The organism is Timaviella obliquedivisa GSE-PSE-MK23-08B (genome assembly GCA_019358855.1).
In the GTDB taxonomy this organism is placed as follows: Bacteria; Cyanobacteriota; Cyanobacteriia; order Elainellales; family Elainellaceae; genus Timaviella; species Timaviella obliquedivisa.
Genome location: JAHHII010000001.1, coordinates 502,203 through 518,966, shown reverse-complemented (window position 1 = coordinate 518,966; position 16,764 = coordinate 502,203). Strand labels below are relative to the sequence as shown.

At 46.2% G+C, this 16,764-nt stretch carries 18 protein-coding genes; 6 read left to right on the top strand and 12 right to left on the bottom strand.

The genetic code is table 11. The features are described 5' to 3' along the window. Positions 1–64: 64 nt before the first annotated feature. Positions 65–3,094 (bottom strand): hypothetical protein, encoded by a 3,030-nt coding sequence (locus KME11_02505; GenBank protein MBW4514080.1) that lies wholly within the window; start codon positions 3,092–3,094, stop codon positions 65–67. A gap of 138 nt (positions 3,095–3,232) precedes the next feature. Between KME11_02505 and KME11_02500 the strand changes: the two genes are divergently transcribed. The 6 genes from KME11_02500 (at position 3,233) to KME11_02475 (ending at position 7,073) form a co-directional block, all read left to right on the top strand. Then, on the top strand, positions 3,233–4,822 hold the full coding sequence (locus KME11_02500) for a glycoside hydrolase family 57 protein (GenBank protein ID MBW4514079.1): 1,590 nt from the start codon (positions 3,233–3,235) through the stop codon (positions 4,820–4,822). A 30-nt stretch (positions 4,823–4,852) separates the two neighbouring features. Further along, the gene (locus tag KME11_02495) at positions 4,853–5,005 is read left to right on the top strand and encodes a DUF86 domain-containing protein (protein ID MBW4514078.1); all 153 of its coding nucleotides are present in this window, start codon (positions 4,853–4,855) and stop codon (positions 5,003–5,005) included. An 89-nt stretch (positions 5,006–5,094) separates the two neighbouring features. Then, positions 5,095–5,367 carry a hypothetical protein gene (locus KME11_02490; GenBank protein MBW4514077.1) on the top strand — a complete coding sequence of 91 codons (273 nt, stop codon included), beginning with the start codon at positions 5,095–5,097 and terminating at the stop codon, positions 5,365–5,367. 228 nt (positions 5,368–5,595) lie between these two features. Beyond that, positions 5,596–6,180: a hypothetical protein gene (locus tag KME11_02485; protein MBW4514076.1), complete on the top strand. Its 585-nt coding sequence runs from the start codon at positions 5,596–5,598 to the stop codon at positions 6,178–6,180. 12 nt (positions 6,181–6,192) lie between these two features. After that, positions 6,193–6,612, top strand: coding sequence for a hypothetical protein (locus KME11_02480; protein ID MBW4514075.1), 420 nt, complete (start codon positions 6,193–6,195; stop codon positions 6,610–6,612). Positions 6,613–6,623: 11 nt separating this feature from the next. Beyond that, positions 6,624–7,073 carry an HNH endonuclease gene (locus tag KME11_02475; protein ID MBW4514074.1) on the top strand — a complete coding sequence of 150 codons (450 nt, stop codon included), beginning with the start codon at positions 6,624–6,626 and terminating at the stop codon, positions 7,071–7,073. 25 nt (positions 7,074–7,098) lie between these two features. Here KME11_02475 and KME11_02470 read toward each other — a convergent pair whose 3' ends face one another. The 11 genes from KME11_02470 to KME11_02420 all read right to left on the bottom strand — a co-directional run bounded on the left by KME11_02470 (position 7,099) and on the right by KME11_02420 (position 16,763). Next, positions 7,099–7,386 carry a phycobilisome linker polypeptide gene (locus tag KME11_02470; protein ID MBW4514073.1) on the bottom strand — a complete coding sequence of 96 codons (288 nt, stop codon included), beginning with the start codon at positions 7,384–7,386 and terminating at the stop codon, positions 7,099–7,101. A gap of 120 nt (positions 7,387–7,506) precedes the next feature. Then, positions 7,507–8,376 carry a phycobilisome linker polypeptide gene (locus KME11_02465; GenBank protein ID MBW4514072.1) on the bottom strand — a complete coding sequence of 290 codons (870 nt, stop codon included), beginning with the start codon at positions 8,374–8,376 and terminating at the stop codon, positions 7,507–7,509. A 46-nt stretch (positions 8,377–8,422) separates the two neighbouring features. Next, a complete protein-coding gene (locus tag KME11_02460) occupies positions 8,423–9,241 on the bottom strand; it encodes a phycobilisome linker polypeptide (protein ID MBW4514071.1) in 819 nt (272 codons plus the stop codon). 154 nt (positions 9,242–9,395) lie between these two features. Further along, positions 9,396–9,884, bottom strand: coding sequence for a phycocyanin subunit alpha (gene cpcA / locus KME11_02455; protein MBW4514070.1), 489 nt, complete (start codon positions 9,882–9,884; stop codon positions 9,396–9,398). A gap of 93 nt (positions 9,885–9,977) precedes the next feature. Continuing rightward, positions 9,978–10,496 (bottom strand): phycocyanin subunit beta, encoded by a 519-nt coding sequence (locus tag KME11_02450; protein MBW4514069.1) that lies wholly within the window; start codon positions 10,494–10,496, stop codon positions 9,978–9,980. Positions 10,497–11,223: 727 nt separating this feature from the next. Continuing rightward, positions 11,224–11,967, bottom strand: a complete 744-nt coding sequence (locus KME11_02445; GenBank protein ID MBW4514068.1) for a phycocyanobilin:ferredoxin oxidoreductase — start codon at positions 11,965–11,967, stop codon at positions 11,224–11,226. 110 nt (positions 11,968–12,077) lie between these two features. After that, positions 12,078–13,670 (bottom strand): response regulator, encoded by a 1,593-nt coding sequence (locus KME11_02440; protein ID MBW4514067.1) that lies wholly within the window; start codon positions 13,668–13,670, stop codon positions 12,078–12,080. Continuing rightward, positions 13,667–14,053, bottom strand: coding sequence for a response regulator (locus KME11_02435; protein MBW4514066.1), 387 nt, complete (start codon positions 14,051–14,053; stop codon positions 13,667–13,669). The genes KME11_02440 and KME11_02435 overlap by 4 nt, the downstream gene beginning before the upstream one ends. 41 nt (positions 14,054–14,094) lie before the next feature. After that, on the bottom strand, positions 14,095–15,867 hold the full coding sequence (locus tag KME11_02430; GenBank protein ID MBW4514065.1) for a PAS domain-containing protein: 1,773 nt from the start codon (positions 15,865–15,867) through the stop codon (positions 14,095–14,097). A 214-nt stretch (positions 15,868–16,081) separates the two neighbouring features. Next, positions 16,082–16,405, bottom strand: coding sequence for a nucleotidyltransferase domain-containing protein (locus tag KME11_02425; protein MBW4514064.1), 324 nt, complete (start codon positions 16,403–16,405; stop codon positions 16,082–16,084). Positions 16,406–16,568: 163 nt separating this feature from the next. Further along, complete coding sequence (locus KME11_02420) at positions 16,569–16,763, bottom strand: hypothetical protein (protein MBW4514063.1); 195 nt, start codon at positions 16,761–16,763, stop codon at positions 16,569–16,571. Position 16,764: the final 1 nt, after the last annotated feature.

The window sequence follows — 16,764 nt, the reverse complement described above, 5'->3', positions numbered from 1 at the left end:
AAAACGGCGCGGATTTTAGAGTAGAAATCTACCGTAAAACCTGCGCCGCTCAGCAAATTAAGAATTAATCAACTGCCATCCAATCTAGATTTTCGGGTAATGCCGCAGAATCTTCAGAGCTTGGCAACGCCGAGGAAGGCGAAGCTGGAGCTAAGGGAACTGAGGGCTCTGGAGCCGTAGACGGCTGCACGATGGGGGGTTGCGTGGTATCTCGGTCTTTCAACCAGTAGGAGAGTCCAATCAATGCCAAGATCCATCCTGTTAAGCCAAAGAGTACCAGAGGAAAAATCCAAGGCGAACCTTTGGGCTGGGGCGGAGCTTGAGTGGGATCATTCAAAGAGGGATATGCCACAGGTTGCTCATAGCCGTCATCTGGCAAATTGGGCAAACTGATGGTCAAGTCCTCCAAAGCACCTGCTCTGGGTGATTCTCCAAATCTTACAACAGGCGGCAATGGGTTTTCGATCGCCGTGGGTTCATCATCCGAGTCCAGATCCCAGCGGTTGGGTAGAGACTCTGGCAAAGCATGAGGTTCTGCTTCAGCGTACCGATCGAAGGACGGTTCTTCAGATAAAGCCTGGGTTGGAAAGTTCAGGAGATCTGAGTCATCAGTGAGACTTTCTAGCGACGAGATTGTATCAGCCTGGTTAACCTCAACATCGGGAAGTGGGTTTTCAAGTGCTCCATCCCAACTATCTAAAGAAGCCCTGTCATCATCGCCTAAGAAATTGCGATCGAGTTGCTCCAATGGATCGGCTTGAAAATCTTGTTGAAAATCCCGAGGGAACTCAGCTTCTAAGCTATCCATCCGCTCTAGGAATAAATCGGTTGGCGCTGCGGGTTGAAGTATTGGGTTCAGGAAATCTTGATCATCTTCCAAATCGGGTAGAAGGGGGGGGACAGAATTTAAGTTATCGGTTCGGAAGTCAGGACTCGGCTCTGGTGAGTCAAAATAATCCTGAGCCGTTGCTGCCGCCATCGGTTCAGACAAGCCGCCCTCAAGGAATTCTTCCCCAGGAGGTTGAACAGATTGGGGTAAGAAATCTGCTAACGGATCATCAGCAAAGAAGTCAGCAAGGGCTTGCTGCTCTTGAAAACTTCTGACCGGGTTAATTGAGGTGCCTGTAAGGGACGGCTCTGGTTCAGAGAACTCAGAGAAAGACACTGGCTCATCAGTTTCAATGTCATCGAAAGACATGGGCTGATCCTGTGGCTCATCAAATAACAGCGGCTCATCGAACAACAGTGGTTCGGAAACTAACTCACTGCCTTCAGGAGACTCAGGCTGATCCTGTGGCTCATCGATCGATATGGCGCTCTCAAAAGGCACAGGCTCGTTAATAAGCTCATCAAATAACAGCGGCTCACTAACTAATCCAGCGCTCTCAAACAACACAGACTCACGATCATGCTCGTCGAACAACAGCGGTTCGTTGGTCGGTTCAACGCTCTCAAAAGACGCGGGCTCATCACTAAGCTCATTGAACAACAGCGGCTCTTCGACTAATTCAGCATTGCCAAGAGGCTCTTGCTCATTGCGCGGCTCGTCGAACAATAGCGGTTCATTGATCGATTCAGCGCTCTCAGATTCAGCGCTCTCAGATTCAGCGCTCTCGAAGGACATGGGTTCGTCACCGAACTCATTGAACAACAGTGGCTCTTCAACCAATTCAATGTCACCTAAAGACGTGGGCTGATCCCGTGGCTCATTGAATAACATTGGCTTAGAAACCTCTGCCTCAGATCCTGCAAACCTTTCACCCAAATGGTCTTCAGGCTGCTCAGATTCTTGATCTAAAAAGTCTAGTAAAGAATCTTCATCTGATTCACTCAGTTCACTCAGAAAGGTTCTCTCTGAAGAAGACTCTTCTAGAAACGATAAGTCTGAAAGTTCTTGATCGGAGGGATTGAGCAACTGTTCATTCGCGATTGTAAAAGACGTATCGTTAAAAGACGGCTCTTGACCTCCCCCAGAAGGTTCTCTCAAGAAGTCCATCAGCTGCTCGTCAGCCTTAGCTCTTTCAGTTAGATCAGGAACTTCGTCTAGTAGAGACCAGGTTTCAGGGGCGATCGCTTCAGGTGAGGGTTGTTCTAAAAAACCATCTAGTGCTTCTACATCAGACGCTGGGTCAGAAGCAGTCTCCCCAAACAACTCTTGAAACTCTTCTTCGTTGGGAGGGATTTCTTCAAGTATGCCTAAGTCTTCCACTGGTGCCCGATCGCCAAACAAATCCGCCAGGCTATCAGAGTGGCTTAATTCTAAGCCTAGATCATTGCTTAGATCACTCTCTAGACTGTCCAAATTACCATCCAGATCATTATCTAAATCGTTATCTAAATCGTTGCTCAAACCCAAGGTAAATTCTGTAGCCGTCGGTTCATTGAACCTCCCGCTAAATTGGGATGAGGAATCTACTTCAGCGTCTTCCTTAAATAAATCTTGCAGACTGTTACTTTCAAACCCACCCCCGCTGTTCAAATCTATTTCATTAAAAGATGACTCTTCTAGGGGTGGAAAATCTGCTTCTGACTGCTCACCAAACATGCTGCGCAAGTCTTCTAGCGGGTTGTCAACGCCTGTTCCTACTTCTAATTCTTCGGGTTGGTCATCAAATAAGTCTTGAAGATCGTCTGTGGGTTCATCTGCCAGCAGGTCTGCCAGAGAATCTTGGGATTGCTCATCAGAGGGGGCAATCCATAGGGCGTCGTCGTCAGTGGTATCTGTTAGAGGCAGATCCACCCTAGAATCGATCGCGGGAGATAAATTAACAGCGTCGATCGCATCGGCGGCTGTAGTCGGTAGCTCCAGCGTTAAGTCTTGAGTCCAGACCGGGAGGTTTGTGCCCGATTGTTGACCCAAAACTTTGACCGAACGAATCGATTCAATGCCCAGATTGCTAATGCCTCGCTGGACAAAAGCCGTTAACGTTTGACGATTGGGAACCTGATCTGCCTCTAGCAACACGCTAAGGCGATCGCCCATTCGTTCGACAGTGGCAGTCATGCCCCGAGGTTGGAGCGACTGATTCATTAGAGCGGCGATCGCCTGGGGATCACCCTGTTGTGCCAATTCAAGAAGGTTTGACTGTGTCATAACTCAATTTGGTGCATCAATCTTTTGGCTTAACTTTTGCTTTACAATTTGGCAATAACTTAACTCTGATCCCGCTCATCAATTTCCCCTCCACAGCCCCTCACGCCCCTCACGCCCCTCACGTTATACCTCAACCCTATGAGTATTGGATATCTTGCCCTCGTATTACACGCCCATCTACCCTTTGTAAGGCATCCAGAGAGTGATTTCGTTTTAGAGGAGGAGTGGCTGTTTGAGGCAATTACAGAAACGTATATCCCCTTGCTTCAGGTCTTTGAGGAACTAAAGCGGGATGGGATTGATTTCAAGATGACCATGAGTATGACACCGCCGTTGGTGTCGATGCTGCGAGATCCCTTACTACAAGAACGTTACGATCATCACCTCACTCAACTACAAAAACTAATGGAGCTGGAGGTAGAACATAATAGCCAAAATGCTCACCTCCGGTATCTTTCTGAGTATTACGCAACAGAGTTTAACAAGGTTCGCCAAACTTGGGAGCGTTATGACCGTGATTTAGTGGCAGCTTTCAAACAATTTCTTGACAGTAACAACTTAGAAATTATTACCTGTGGGGCAACCCACGGTTATTTGCCATTGATGAAAATGTATCCACAAGCCGTGTGGGCACAGATCCAGGTGGCATGTGAGCATTACGAGCAAAGCTTTGGGCGACCTCCTAAGGGAATTTGGCTACCAGAGTGCGCCTATTTTGAGGGATTAGAGCGTATGTTAGCAGATGCAGGTCTGCGCTACTTCCTCACCGACGGACATGGTATCCTCTATGCTCGCCCGCGTCCACGTTTTGGTAGTTATGCTCCAATTTATACTGAGTGTGGCGTGGCTGCGTTTGGTAGAGATCATGAATCTTCGCAACAGGTCTGGTCTTCTGAAGTGGGCTATCCCGGCGCGTCGGAGTACCGGGAGTTCTATCGAGATTTAGGCTGGGATGCAGAATATGAATATATTCGCCCTTACATCATGCCCAATGGGCAAAGAAAAAATACGGGCGTAAAATATCACAAAATTACGGGGAAAGGTTTGGGGCTTAGCGAAAAGAGCCTCTACGATCCTTACTGGGCAAAGGAAAAGGCAGCGGAGCACGCAGGCAATTTTATGTACAACCGCGTGCAGCAGGTGGAGCATTTACACAATATGATGCAGCGTCCGCCTATTATTGTGTCGCCTTATGATGCTGAACTGTTTGGGCATTGGTGGTACGAAGGACCTTGGTTCATTGACTATCTGTTCCGCAAAACTTGGCATGACCAGAATACGTATGCTATGACCCATTTGGCTGATTATTTGCAAGCCTACCCTACGCAGCAGGTGTGTCGCCCTTCTCAATCGAGTTGGGGTTTCCGAGGCTTTCATGAATATTGGTTGAATGAGACGAATGCGTGGATTTATCCGCATTTACATAAGGCGGCTGAGCGGATGATTGAGCTTTCTAAGCGGGAGCCGGAGGATGAGTTGGAGTGGCGATCGCTGAATCAGGCGGCACGGGAGTTGCTGTTGGCGCAGTCGTCGGATTGGGCGTTTATTATGCGGACGGGGACAATGGTGCCGTATGCGGTGCGACGAACTAAGTCGCATTTGCAGCGGTTTAACAAGATTCGGGATGATATTTTGGCAGGGAAGATTGATTCAGGATGGTTGGAGAAAGTAGAGGCGATCGATAATATTTTCCCAGAGATAAACTATCGAGTTTATCGACCTCTATAGAGTTAAGAATTTAGGCAAGCGCATCGGGCGATCGATTGGCAGCGAATTGCCAGCCTACGCAATATTATGATCCATCGATATGAGGAGGTCGATCAAGATATTTTGTGGGCGATCGCTGGCTCAGAACTATCTCCTCTACTAAGTCAGCTAGAACCCCTATTGGCTCCATTACCTGAAGCATAAGTTGGTTGGGTTTTCCCATCCTCTAGGGTACTTTCATCAAGCTCATGACAATCACTATTATGAGAGGAAAGTGAAAGAGAAATCTTCATATGCACGCCCTACTCCTCCCCTTGATTGGATTTCCTCTAGCGATCGGATTCTTTTATCTATACAAAAATTTGCGAAAAGTGAAGGACTGGAATATTCAGCATGATTTGCTTGCTCCTTCGGTTGTTGAGCAAGGTTTGGAATCTGTTGGGTATCTTGATCCCTCTAAGCCTGCTAGTGCAACGGTGGAGGCTGGGTTTGAAGCAGGAGTGGAGGCTGTGGGTACGGGAGTAGGGCATTTGCTAGAAAGTGCAGGGCATTTGTTACATCACTAATTTAAGTTTTTGAGGAAAGTATGGCGGCGATCGCTCTTGGACTTAGGGGCAATCGTCGCTTTTAGTTAGCAGGTTATTAACGTGCATAAAGATACAGTAAAAGTTTTCTAATCTCTCTAAAAACTGGACATGGGAAGAATAGGGAACAAGGATAATCGCAATAGAGGCTGTGGAGGGGCGATCGGGCTACAGCTGAGCAAGATTAGTTTGATTCATTAGGGTATAAAAATGGCATCTAAGAATGAGTTGCAAGATCTTCTGAAGTCAAAACATGACATTAATAAAGGCATAAGCGATCCACTCACCGCACAGGAATGTGAAAGTATCCTCCAGATGCTTGATAGCGAAGTGGCTGCTGCGAAACTCATTAAATCTTTTGCTCAAAAAAATTCTGAATTAGGTGATAGCAGTCGTAGTCTTGGGTTAAGGCGTAGCCAAGCAGAACGTAAGCTGGAGTCTGTCAAAACAGAGTATCGTGAGCTAGAAATTTCTATTAAAAATATAGAGGCATCAAAGACCACGCTCGAAAGCAAGAAGCAACAATTAGAGCAGGAAAAGAAAACTCTAGAATCTCAAATTCAGGGCTTATCTTCTGAGAACCTGGAGTTGGAGATTCGGGTTGGTCATCTAACTTCAAATAACAACGAACTACTTGAAGCTAATGATGAACTCAAGAAAGATAATAAGTCTTTGAAAAATGTAGTAGATGCGATCCGATTGAGGCTAGCGAGGGATACAAATGAACTTCTGAAATATGAAGATAATGAACTTCGTAAAGCGCTCATTAAATTATTTAAATGGACTCTCGGTTGAGGGAAATAGCTAATGGTAAGCAAGAAGACTTTTAATGAAATGAGCTATCGAGAGGTTCAATGTGCTAACACAAAGAATCGGAGCAAGCTCAGTAAAGAGAATCAAAAGTGGTTAAAAGATAATCAGTATAGGAATGTTGGCTGGATTAATGTCATCAGCCTTTATCAGAAAATAGAGGAGTTGTTAAATCCATTAGAGGATCTAACGCTTGAAGATTTATTTTTGGAAGCCGATCGCATTGGTAATCAGTACCAAAGCCCTCAAGAAATTCAAGAATTTAACCAGCAGTTAGCGAAAGAAGTTAACGAAGTATCAGAGGCGATCGATCGCCAATTCCCTGATACCGAAATTGAAGTTATTGATTTTGGAGTTTCTCATCAGAAACCTCGAAAAAGTCGCAATTCTAAAACATCCAGAACGGTAAAACTCTAATGAAAGAATCTATGAATTCTGAAAGTAAGGATTTAAAAGAGTTGTTTGATCTGGCAGATCGGGTTGGTAGAAGGCGATATCACAGGCTCACACAGCAAGATTTTGAAGACTATAGAAAATATGATTACTGGCGATGCGTTAATGGAGATGGTGAGTGTGGATCGACTCGACAGAGTAAAGATTGGATAGACGAAAATTCTGATTGGAACTGTCCCATTTGTGAACAGCGATATGCTGACCGGGGAGGAAGAACGATCGATCATAAACTGCCGCGATCGCAATATCCTTGGCTATCGATGAATTTTGAGAATTTATGGGTGATTTGCCAAATGTGTAACGAAGAAAAGGGTGAAATGCATTGGTATGAATATGAACATTATGTGTTTATTCATAGTCCTAAGCTTTACTCCAATGTGCAGGCTGCTCGTCCTAGCCTTCTGCTAAAGTCTCTTAAAAGTTAAAAATTAGCAAAAGGCTAGTTTGATATTATTCGCCAGAATTGTTTTCAACAGGAGCATCATGCTCACATGAATTCTCTTGCTTAGCTGCCGAATAACCAGCAAGGGGATGAACTGCGACAATACTGCCGCCCATCCGACTGATGCGAAGCATTTCATCATTCATCCGGTTGTAAGGAACCTGAATCAACACGTTACTGCTGTTGCGTACTGGATAACTGTTTTTTGTAGTTTGTTCGTTTTGCCGTAGCCCTTCGACTTCGTAAACAAACACGCGATCGTTGGCAGAAGATAGTCCTAGCATCGTTGGGGTCATCTCCTAAAGATGTTAATTATTGATGTTTGATCTGGTAATGGGAGGAGCAAAGCACAGGATCAAGAATCTTCAAAAATTGGCAAAAATCTTCGATCTAATGCTTTGCTCTTACTGATGCTGTTATTGGGCGATCGAGACGCTAGCCACTTTACCGCCCATCTTGTTAATTTGCTGGAGCGTGCTAGAGAGTTGCTCGTAGGGCACGATGAACTCTTGACTGCTGCGCCGCACTTTGGGATATCTGGGCAAGCTGATACCCGATACTTCAATGCGATAGAGGCGATCGGATGAATTGACCGATGAACGCCCGAATGCACGGGCAGGTGCCACGTTTTGCTTAGAAGGTTGGTATGCCCAGCCCTCGTTAGCACCCGAAGGCCCGACCACAGCAGAGACGCTATTTCTACCTAGCTCACCTGCCAAACGCGAGGAAGAACCCGCAATTTGAGAGCGATCGCTAGTGGCATATCCCCGATAAAGCTGAAACATCCGGGTAAAACCAGCCGTTTTCTGCCCCGTTTGGGTAGAAAACCCTCGATAGTAAGGCACAATAGAATCGCCAAAATTGGCTTCGTATTCGTCAGAATCGATGTAGGAATCGATATCTGCTTCAAAACCTTGATTTTGATAGCGATCCAAGTGCTCGACCACTTCAGATTCGTCGTAGGGCGCGCGTCCTAGCAAATGCTTGAGGTTCAATTCAATGACCCTGGTTTGAAAATGAGGGTAAAGAAATTTGGTCTTGTAGAGCTCTGTTTTAGCCAAAGCTCGGACAAATTCACGCACTGTAATTTGTCCATTGCACAGCAAAGATTCTAGACCCACCTGGCGTTCGGTTGCCATCAGGTAATCGTTGCCCAAAATTTGGCGGTAAATCGCCTGAATGGCATTAGCGCCCTCTTCGGGTGTCCAGTTAGGACGAAGTTCGACGGGAGGTCGGTCGGTGTAGGCGCTGGTGCCGAGGCGGGAAGCCGCAGTAGTAATTGCCATAGGTTTAGTCTTCTTTGGAGATTAAGAGATTCAGCATGAGTTTAAATTAGGCGGGGAGAATACTCACAATTCGACCGCCGCGCTGGTTAAGGCGCTGAAGGGTAGGTGAAAGCTGATCGTAGCTTACCAAATACTCGCTCACACTGCGACGAACTTGAGGCGTGTTGCTGCGATTTGCCTGCATCACTCGCACTCGGAAAAGATCACCCCGATCGCCAGTGGTCGTTCCGGCTAACCCCTTGCCAAAGTTAGGAGTTCGCACGGAGGTTGCTGTATTGTGCGCCAAGTCTTCAGTTAGCCAAGCCGATTTGTTTCTACCCTGAGCGCGATCGCTATTGGCATAGCCATGGTAAAGCTGAAACATGCGAGGAAACCCGACGGTTTTCTGGTTCCGTTGAGTCGCAAAGCCCCGGTGGTAAGGCACAATCGAGTCGCCAAAGCTCTCCTGGTACTCCATAGAATCCAGATAAGAGTCGATGTCAGCTTCATAGCCTTGTTCAATGTAGAGATTTACGTGCTCTGTAATTTCAGACTCATCATAGGGTGCCCGACCCAGTAGATGCTTATAGTTCAGTTCAATAAAACGCACTTGGGGAGTGGAGTAAAAAAACTTTTTTCGATATAGCTCTGATTGCGCTAACGCACGAATAAATTCACGCACATTAATGTCGCCTCGACGCAGTAAAGACTCAGCGCTAGTTAATCGCTCGGATTGCATCAAATGATCATTTCCGAACACCTGACGATACGCTGTTGCAATTACCGCTTGCACATCTCCTTCCGACCAGTTTGCCCGTAGTTCTACCGGAGAGGTGACGGCAAATGGCTCGAAGCCTAACTGGGTAGCTGCCATAGTACTTGTCATGTCTAAAATCCTTAAATGTTAATGGGAATATTAATGACAAAAAACGCGCCCAGAACAACAATCGCTGTTCATACAATTAAGCACTTTATGCAACTAAGCATTCTATGCAAACAAGCATCCACAGCATTTTGTTGTTCTGGGCGAAAACAATCCCTTAGCTTAGGGCATTGATGGCATAGTCAATGTAGGAGTTGGCTTCTACAGCAGGGTCACCGCTCAAACCATGATTAGATTTGATGTGCTTTAGCGCTTCTACATACCAGCTAGGAGACAATTCAAAGGTGCGGTTGATTTCGGCTAAACCACTCACCAAATAATCATCCATGGGGCCCGTGCTGCCTGCGACCAAACAGTAGGTGATCATGCGGATGTAGTAGCCGATGTCACGAGCGCACTTTGCCTTGCCTGTGTTGCTGGAAGCATAGTTGTTCCCTTGCATTTGGGTGGTGTATGGGAACTTTTGGTAAACCGCGTTAGCCGCTCCTTCAGCCAAGCTAGAAGCTTTGGAACTCAAGCCTTTGGCAGCATCAAGGCTAGCTGCGGCTTGACGGAAGCGACCAAATGCAACTTGGAGTTCGGTGGAACTCAAAAAGCGTCCTTGAGAATCTGATGTTGCGACCGCTTCTGTTAAAGGCGTTTTCATACTTAGTCGTCCTTTTGGTTGTGAAAAGTTGTGAATTGTTTTTGAGCTTGAAAAGTGACTTCAGATTGAAGTCGAATTAAGAAAGAGAAAGTACTAACCGACAGCGGAGGCAGCTTTGTCGAAGTAGCTGCTCAACTCAGACATCAGTGAGTTACAGTCGCCACGGGTTACACCGTTAGGATCGTTGGCAATGGCGATCGCCGCTTCCTTCATCTTGTTCACGCCAGTTGCAACCGAGCCACCGGGCACGCCCAAAGCTGAGTAGGTTTCCCGTAGACCATTGAGGCAGCGATCTTCTAATACACTGGCATCTCCGGTAAATGCCGCGTAAGTAACATAGCGCAAAATAATTTCCATATCGCGCAAGCAGGCTGCCATGCGGCGGTTGGTGTAGGCATTGCCACCGGGTGCAATCAACTGAGGTTGATCTGCAAACAAAGCCCGTGCTGCATTTGCCACAATGGTGGATGAGTTAGAGGTAATGCGATTCACCACATCCATGCGCTTGGGTCCTTCCGATACCATGGCTTTGAGGGCATCGATTTGAGCATCACTCACAAATTCGCCGCGAGTATCTGCTTGGGCAACTACTTTAGTAAAAGCGTCTAGCATTCAAGTATCTCCTAAGATTTGCACGAAGTAAGGGTTCAAAGCCCGACTGAAATGAAAGAACAGAGCCACAAATGGGCAGAGTAAGCAAACTGCAACAAGTCAACCAAACCCAGCTTGAATGGGCATGGCAAAGAGAGCGAAACTCTAACAATTAGCTCAGAGCAACGTCCTATCGGGCAAATTCAATCAAATTTCAATCTAGTCTTCCAGCCGAGCAGGGCAGTCAGTGCCTTACCGTGAGCCTGAAGAATCTGAACCCTGACCTTGCAAGTCAAGGGTTCAATGGCTTTTGAACAATTTGATTAAAGCAATTCATTTGTGCAATTATTGTGCAATTCTCAGACTGTAGATCAGCAAGCGCGTTAAGAAATAATAAGAAAACCTGAAACCCTTATTCTACAAGTCTTTTAGGTTTTTTCAAAGATGAGAATTTGTTGATTTATCTTAATGTTAGGTGATATTTGTTAAGCATTGTGACGATCGTCAATTTCACCCAATGGCTATAATCGCTCCTGGGTAGATCAATAACACAATGAGAATGCTTCCTAGTGGGTTATTAAGCGACGCTGCTGAATGAAAGTATGAATCTTTCAAAGCCCCTGCCCTCGCAGGAGAGGGGCTTGGGGAGAGGTCTCTCTCGCTGCGTTGCAGGACTTGACCTAACCCCTAGCCCCTTCTCTGCGAGGGCAGGGGAACATGATTTTCACATCACGATTCAGCAATGCTATTAAGCAACGTAATCAAATAGCATTGTTGTCATATAGCGCTCAGCCCATTCTGAACCAAAAGATTTTTCTAGAACCCGCCGCGTTTTATCATTTTGCTGTTGCTGTTGACAATAATATTGCTGCCCTACCCGGACTTTAGCGACCTCAATTTGCGAGTTTAGGGGGGATGTGGCACCAGCAAACTGACAGTGTAAGGTCAAAAAGCTTTGAACCTCCTCCAAAAAAGCATCTTCTTCCTGGGGAGTCGCAGGACGCACGAATAGACAGAAGTCTGAGAAAATATTGCCCCAGGGTGGCAGTTCTCTCCGCTGGGTGAAGGGATAGGAATCAAGCTTAGACAATGCAGTTTGGTAATTTTGCGGCAAAGAACGATCGCCATTGACAGGAGATAAATCGGCGATCGCGGCACTAATCCCAGCCCGTCCGCCCACCAAATCTGCGCCAAAAATGGGCAGGGCATATTCAGGGTTAGGGAACATGACACAGTGAAGGATATCTAAAGCGTTGCCCACACGAGCAAGTTCGAGGTGAAGTTTGCGAAACTGTGGAGTTTGATAGCAGTGATTTTCAATGATCAGTCGCCCTCCTTCCAAGCTGCCTTCCACATAGCCTAAATCTGCGGGAACTGGGTAGGGTGATAGGTCAAGATGCTGCTGCCAGGTTGCTTCAATGCAATTGGCAAGCCGTTGAATCAATGGATGCTGCTGTTCTCTAACCGATTTTGGTTTCACTGAGTCTGGCATCGATTCGGGCATCGACTTATTCATAAATTTCTCTTTCATTAGAAATGTTTATACCCTAGATTGCCGGATAGCTTGTGCAAAATGTGTGTAGCTACAGGCATTAGAGGCGATTAGGTTGCCCAGGCTCTAATTCTACGGAGACGATTAAGAATTCGGTTTGCTAAATCAACGCCCACAACAGGCTTACACAAATAGTCATCGGCACCCAGGGTAAAAGCTTGATTCTGGGTCGTTTGATCAGTTAGCCCACTTAAAACCACAATAGGCAGCCGTTGCCAGCGGGGGTCGTGTCGCAATGCCTGACAGAGTTCTAAACCATTCACGTCGGGCATATTGACATCTAATACTAAAAGGTCTGGGGTAACCGATCGTAGTACCGTCCAGAATTGCTGGGGTTCTGCCAAGGTGGTGATTTTGAAGCCCCACGGTTTGAGCAAATTGGGTAGAGTTTTTAACCAATGCTGATCATCATCGACAATCATGACTTTAGCGTTTTGTTCAAAAGCGTTTTGTTCAAAAATATCTTGTTCTAAAGATAAGGGTGCAACGCGTCCCTGCGAGTCTTTTGAAGCGACCCCTTGCGGGTATCTCGAAGAGCCCGCCGGGAGGTTGTCGAGCGTTTGCCAATTTTGAATTTCTTGTTGAAGGGCGTTGAGCAAAGTCACCAGATCGATAATGCTGGGCTGGGGACTAGCAGGAGCGAAGCTTTGCTCTAGTTGACGCGCGAAAGCCATGGCTTGAGACAACCCAAAGGTGCCTAAAGTGCCTGCAAGTTTATGGGCAGCGGCGTAGGCTTTTTCTTGTAAAGAGGGGGGAATTGTACGCTGAGGAAGAGTGGCGATCGCTTGCTCGAAAATGGTTAGTTGGTTGAGAATTTTGGCTTTTTGGGCGAGCCAGGTTTCGTCGAGAAATGCTAAGTACTGGGCTTGGGCAACGGTGTGACGATCGCCTACAGATAGCTCAGAACGACTTCTTCCGAGTATCTCGAAAGGATCGGGGGTTATGCTCTGTGTCCCGTACTGCATCTCGCCGCCTGCCTTGAGGAAATAACCGCGACCATGAACTGTGGCAATAAAATCTGGAGGAGCACCCGCTGCAACTAGCTTATGACGCAGCCGACGAATGTGCGATCGAACCGTTGCCTCCGATGGAAATTCTTCTGAAGACCAGAGCCGCCCCAAAATTTCATCAGTACTAAAAACGTGCTGACTTTCACGCATAAAAAGCTCTAATAGTTCATATTCTTTAGTGGTCAGGGTAAGCGGTTGAGCATTATAGGTGACCTCACATGAGCTAGGATTAAGCAGCAAGTCACCCCAAATTAGTAACGGAAAAGGATTAACACTGCTGCGTCGAAGCAAGGCTCGAATCCGCGCACTTAACTCCGCCCCATCAAAGGGTTTAACAACATAATCATCGGCTCCGGCATCCAATCCATTCACCTTTGCTATGCTGGTATCTTGTGCCGTCAGCAACAGAATAGGAGTCGTATATCCCTCTGCGCGAAACCGCTGACAGAGACTAATGCCATCCAGCTTTGGCAACATGATATCTAGCACAATCAGGTCATAGTCAAAGGTAGAACCGTAAGTCCAACCCATTTCTCCATCTTTGACCGTATCCACCACATAATGGTAGGCGGCAAGACTTCGGGTCAGGAGATCGCCTAAAAAGTCATCATCATCAACCAGTAAAATTTTCATAACGGCAATGACCAGCGCAAGATTTTTGCAATTTGCTCCGGTAAATCTAGAGAGTTAAAGGGTTTGGTAATCACTCCGTTGACTCCTAACTCATTAAACTGTCGTTTCTCTGCAGTTTGAGCTTTAGCAGTCAGAAAAATCACCGGAATCCGTTCGGTTTTAGGATGGGACTGGAGGCTTTTAAAGGTGTCAATGCCGTCCATTTCGGGCATCATTACATCTAACAAAATCACATCAGGTTGTTCAGCTTGGGCGATTTGAATGCCTTGCAGCCCCGAACTGGCTGTGAGAACCTGCCAACCTGCCCGCATCCGAATACCGAATTGCACAACGGTTTGAATAGTTTCTTCGTCATCAACAATTAAAATTCGTTTGGTTACCATAAAGCTGTATCTCTCGTCGGATCTAAGATTAGTCCTGGGATTCAGCCTTGAACTGGCAAAGTGAAAGAAAAAACGCTCCCCTGTCCCAGCGCACTTTCTGCCCAAATTTTGCCATCATGCTGTTCAATAATCTTACGACAGATTGTCAACCCTAATCCGGTGCCCCCTTTTTTGCGCGAATCGGAAGAATCTACCTGATGGAATCTCTCAAAGATGCTTTCTAGCTTATTTGTTGGAATTCCTTGTCCTTGATCCCGTACCTGAAACAGTGCTTCAGCCTTGTGTCTCTCAACTGTTAACCAAACTGTTCCACCTTCAGGTGAAAATTTAATGGCATTGCTGAGTAAATTAGTGAGCGCTTGGACAATATAATCAGAGTCTACCCAGAGTTGAATATTAGCGAGTTGCGTTGAAAATTTGACTTCATGCTGTTGTGCCATTGGCTGCATTGCTTCAGTTGCTTTCACCATTAATTCGGTGGCGTTACAGCCATGTTTTTCCATAGTAACTTCGCCTGCTTCAATTCGCTGCAAGTCCAGAACATTGTTAACAAGACGAACTAATCTTTCAGTGTTATCATCAGCAATCTCTAGCATTTGCTGACCAGCGGTTGAAAGAGTTCCCAGCCGCCCAGTAGTCAAAATTTTGAGAGCGCTGTGAAGAGAGGTCAGAGGCGTGCGCAGTTCGTGGCTAACGACTGAGATAAATTCATCCTTCATTCGTTCAATAGCTTTGCGATCGCTGATATCACTTGCTAACGCAAAAAATCCCTGGACTGTATTCTGCTCGTTCACGTGGGGAATATAGGTCATGCTGATTGAGCAAGGGCGATCGTCTTTAAGGACTATTTCATTTTCGTAAGTTACCCCTCGTCCAGCCAATGCCTCTTCCACATGGACTTGCATTCGCTGGTAGCATTCCGCGCCCCATACCTCCTGAAGATGACTGCCATAGATATCTGTGGGCGACTGTCCGAGCCAATCTTCGTAGGCTTGGTTATTGAACTGATAATGTTGATGATCATCGACATAAGCAATCAGCACGGGCAGGGCATTAGTCACTAGGCGTAGCTGCTCCTCGCTACGGCGCAAAGCTTCTTCTGCTTGCATCCGATCATTAATTTCTTGTTGCAAGTTGTGGTTAACGTCTTTGAGTTCAGTGGTACGAACTTCAACCATTTCTTCCAAATGTTCAAGCAGTTGTGCCTGAGCCAGAGCGATACTAATTTGATTTGCCAGTTGTTGCATTAGCTGCAACTCAAATTCGCCCCATCGCCGAGGGCGATCGCAATAGTGGGCAATCAATAAGCCCCACAGCTTTGGGTGATGGACTTCACTCGGAGTATGGGGGGTTTGTAGAATTGGAACAATTAGCTTTGCTTTAATCTCAAACTGGTCGATAAACTCGATCAAACAATCGGTTAACCCCTCAGCCGGACTATGGACGTTGGCGATCGCCCGTACTCGCCCTTCTGAGTATAGCTTTTGATATTCTCGGGGAAAGACTTCTTCAGGAAACTGCAAGTCCAGAATTGCAGTATATTCTGGCAGAACTGCTTCACTAATTGCCTTGCCCGTCCCATCAGCAAAAACCTGGTAAATCAGCACGCGATCGGCTTGCAAAATCCGTTGCACTTCGGTGACAGTTGCCCGCAAAATCTCTTTTAGCTGTAGCGATTGCCGAATTTTAAATGTGACTTCTGAAAACAATTCAATCCATTGTTGCTGTTGCCATCGCTCGTCTTTGATTTGCCGTGAATGGCTAGGCTTCGAGTTGCGGCGCGATGAAGATTTGTGGGAGGAACGCTTAGGCATATCGGCGATCGCACAGATTGAAGGATCTCTATTTAATCTTGCCTGATTCTGGTAGATTCCTTCAATTCCTGAAACTCTAGAATTTTGAGATCAAGCTGGACAACGATTCTTTGGCAAAAAGCTCATAGTTATTGAGAATTATTTAGCGATCGCCCATTTTTTCTAAAACTAGCAATTGCTTATCATACCTAAACTTTCAGACGGAATTTGTAACTTATCCCGTTGCATAAATCACTTGGGCGGAGGAAAGAATTTCTTGGCGACGTAAGTAGTTACGACTGGTTTCAATACCTTGTCGGGTGATTAGGTCAATGTCTCTATGAAAAATGCTTCTTAACTCTGCTTCCATCTGATCTAGGCTTTTGAAAGTAGGATGGGCTTCTGGGTGAAATTGCACCATCACGTCAATGTCGCTTTCAGGGCGAAAGTCATTGCGTAGGACAGAGCCAAACAGGGCAAACTCAATGACTTGCCAGCGATCGCAAAACTCAGCAATTTTTTCCATCGGCAGATTGATTGCGGTAATGGTAATAGTCATCTCATGTTGCTCCTAAGGCTTCAAGTTTCTGATTTATCCATTTTTGTAAGGCGATCGCCAATTCAAGTCCAACACATTGCACTGTTCTGACTGACTTGAAAGTTCATCGTCCTAACTATTGAACTGATCTACGGCTAGTAACCTTAGTATCTGAAAGATTACCTCATACACGGTCAGTTCCAGCATTTTTTTTATGCGGCTGACTGCGAAACTTGAGCGGAGCGGAAATAATTTTTCTGCCGCTAGTAGCTTGCTTTTTCCGAAGGTCATCGCAGATTGCCTGCAAATCATAGTTAAAAGACTTAGCGTGTTCTTCTCGAATTTTATAAATCTCTTCGAGAACTTCATCATTCCACATG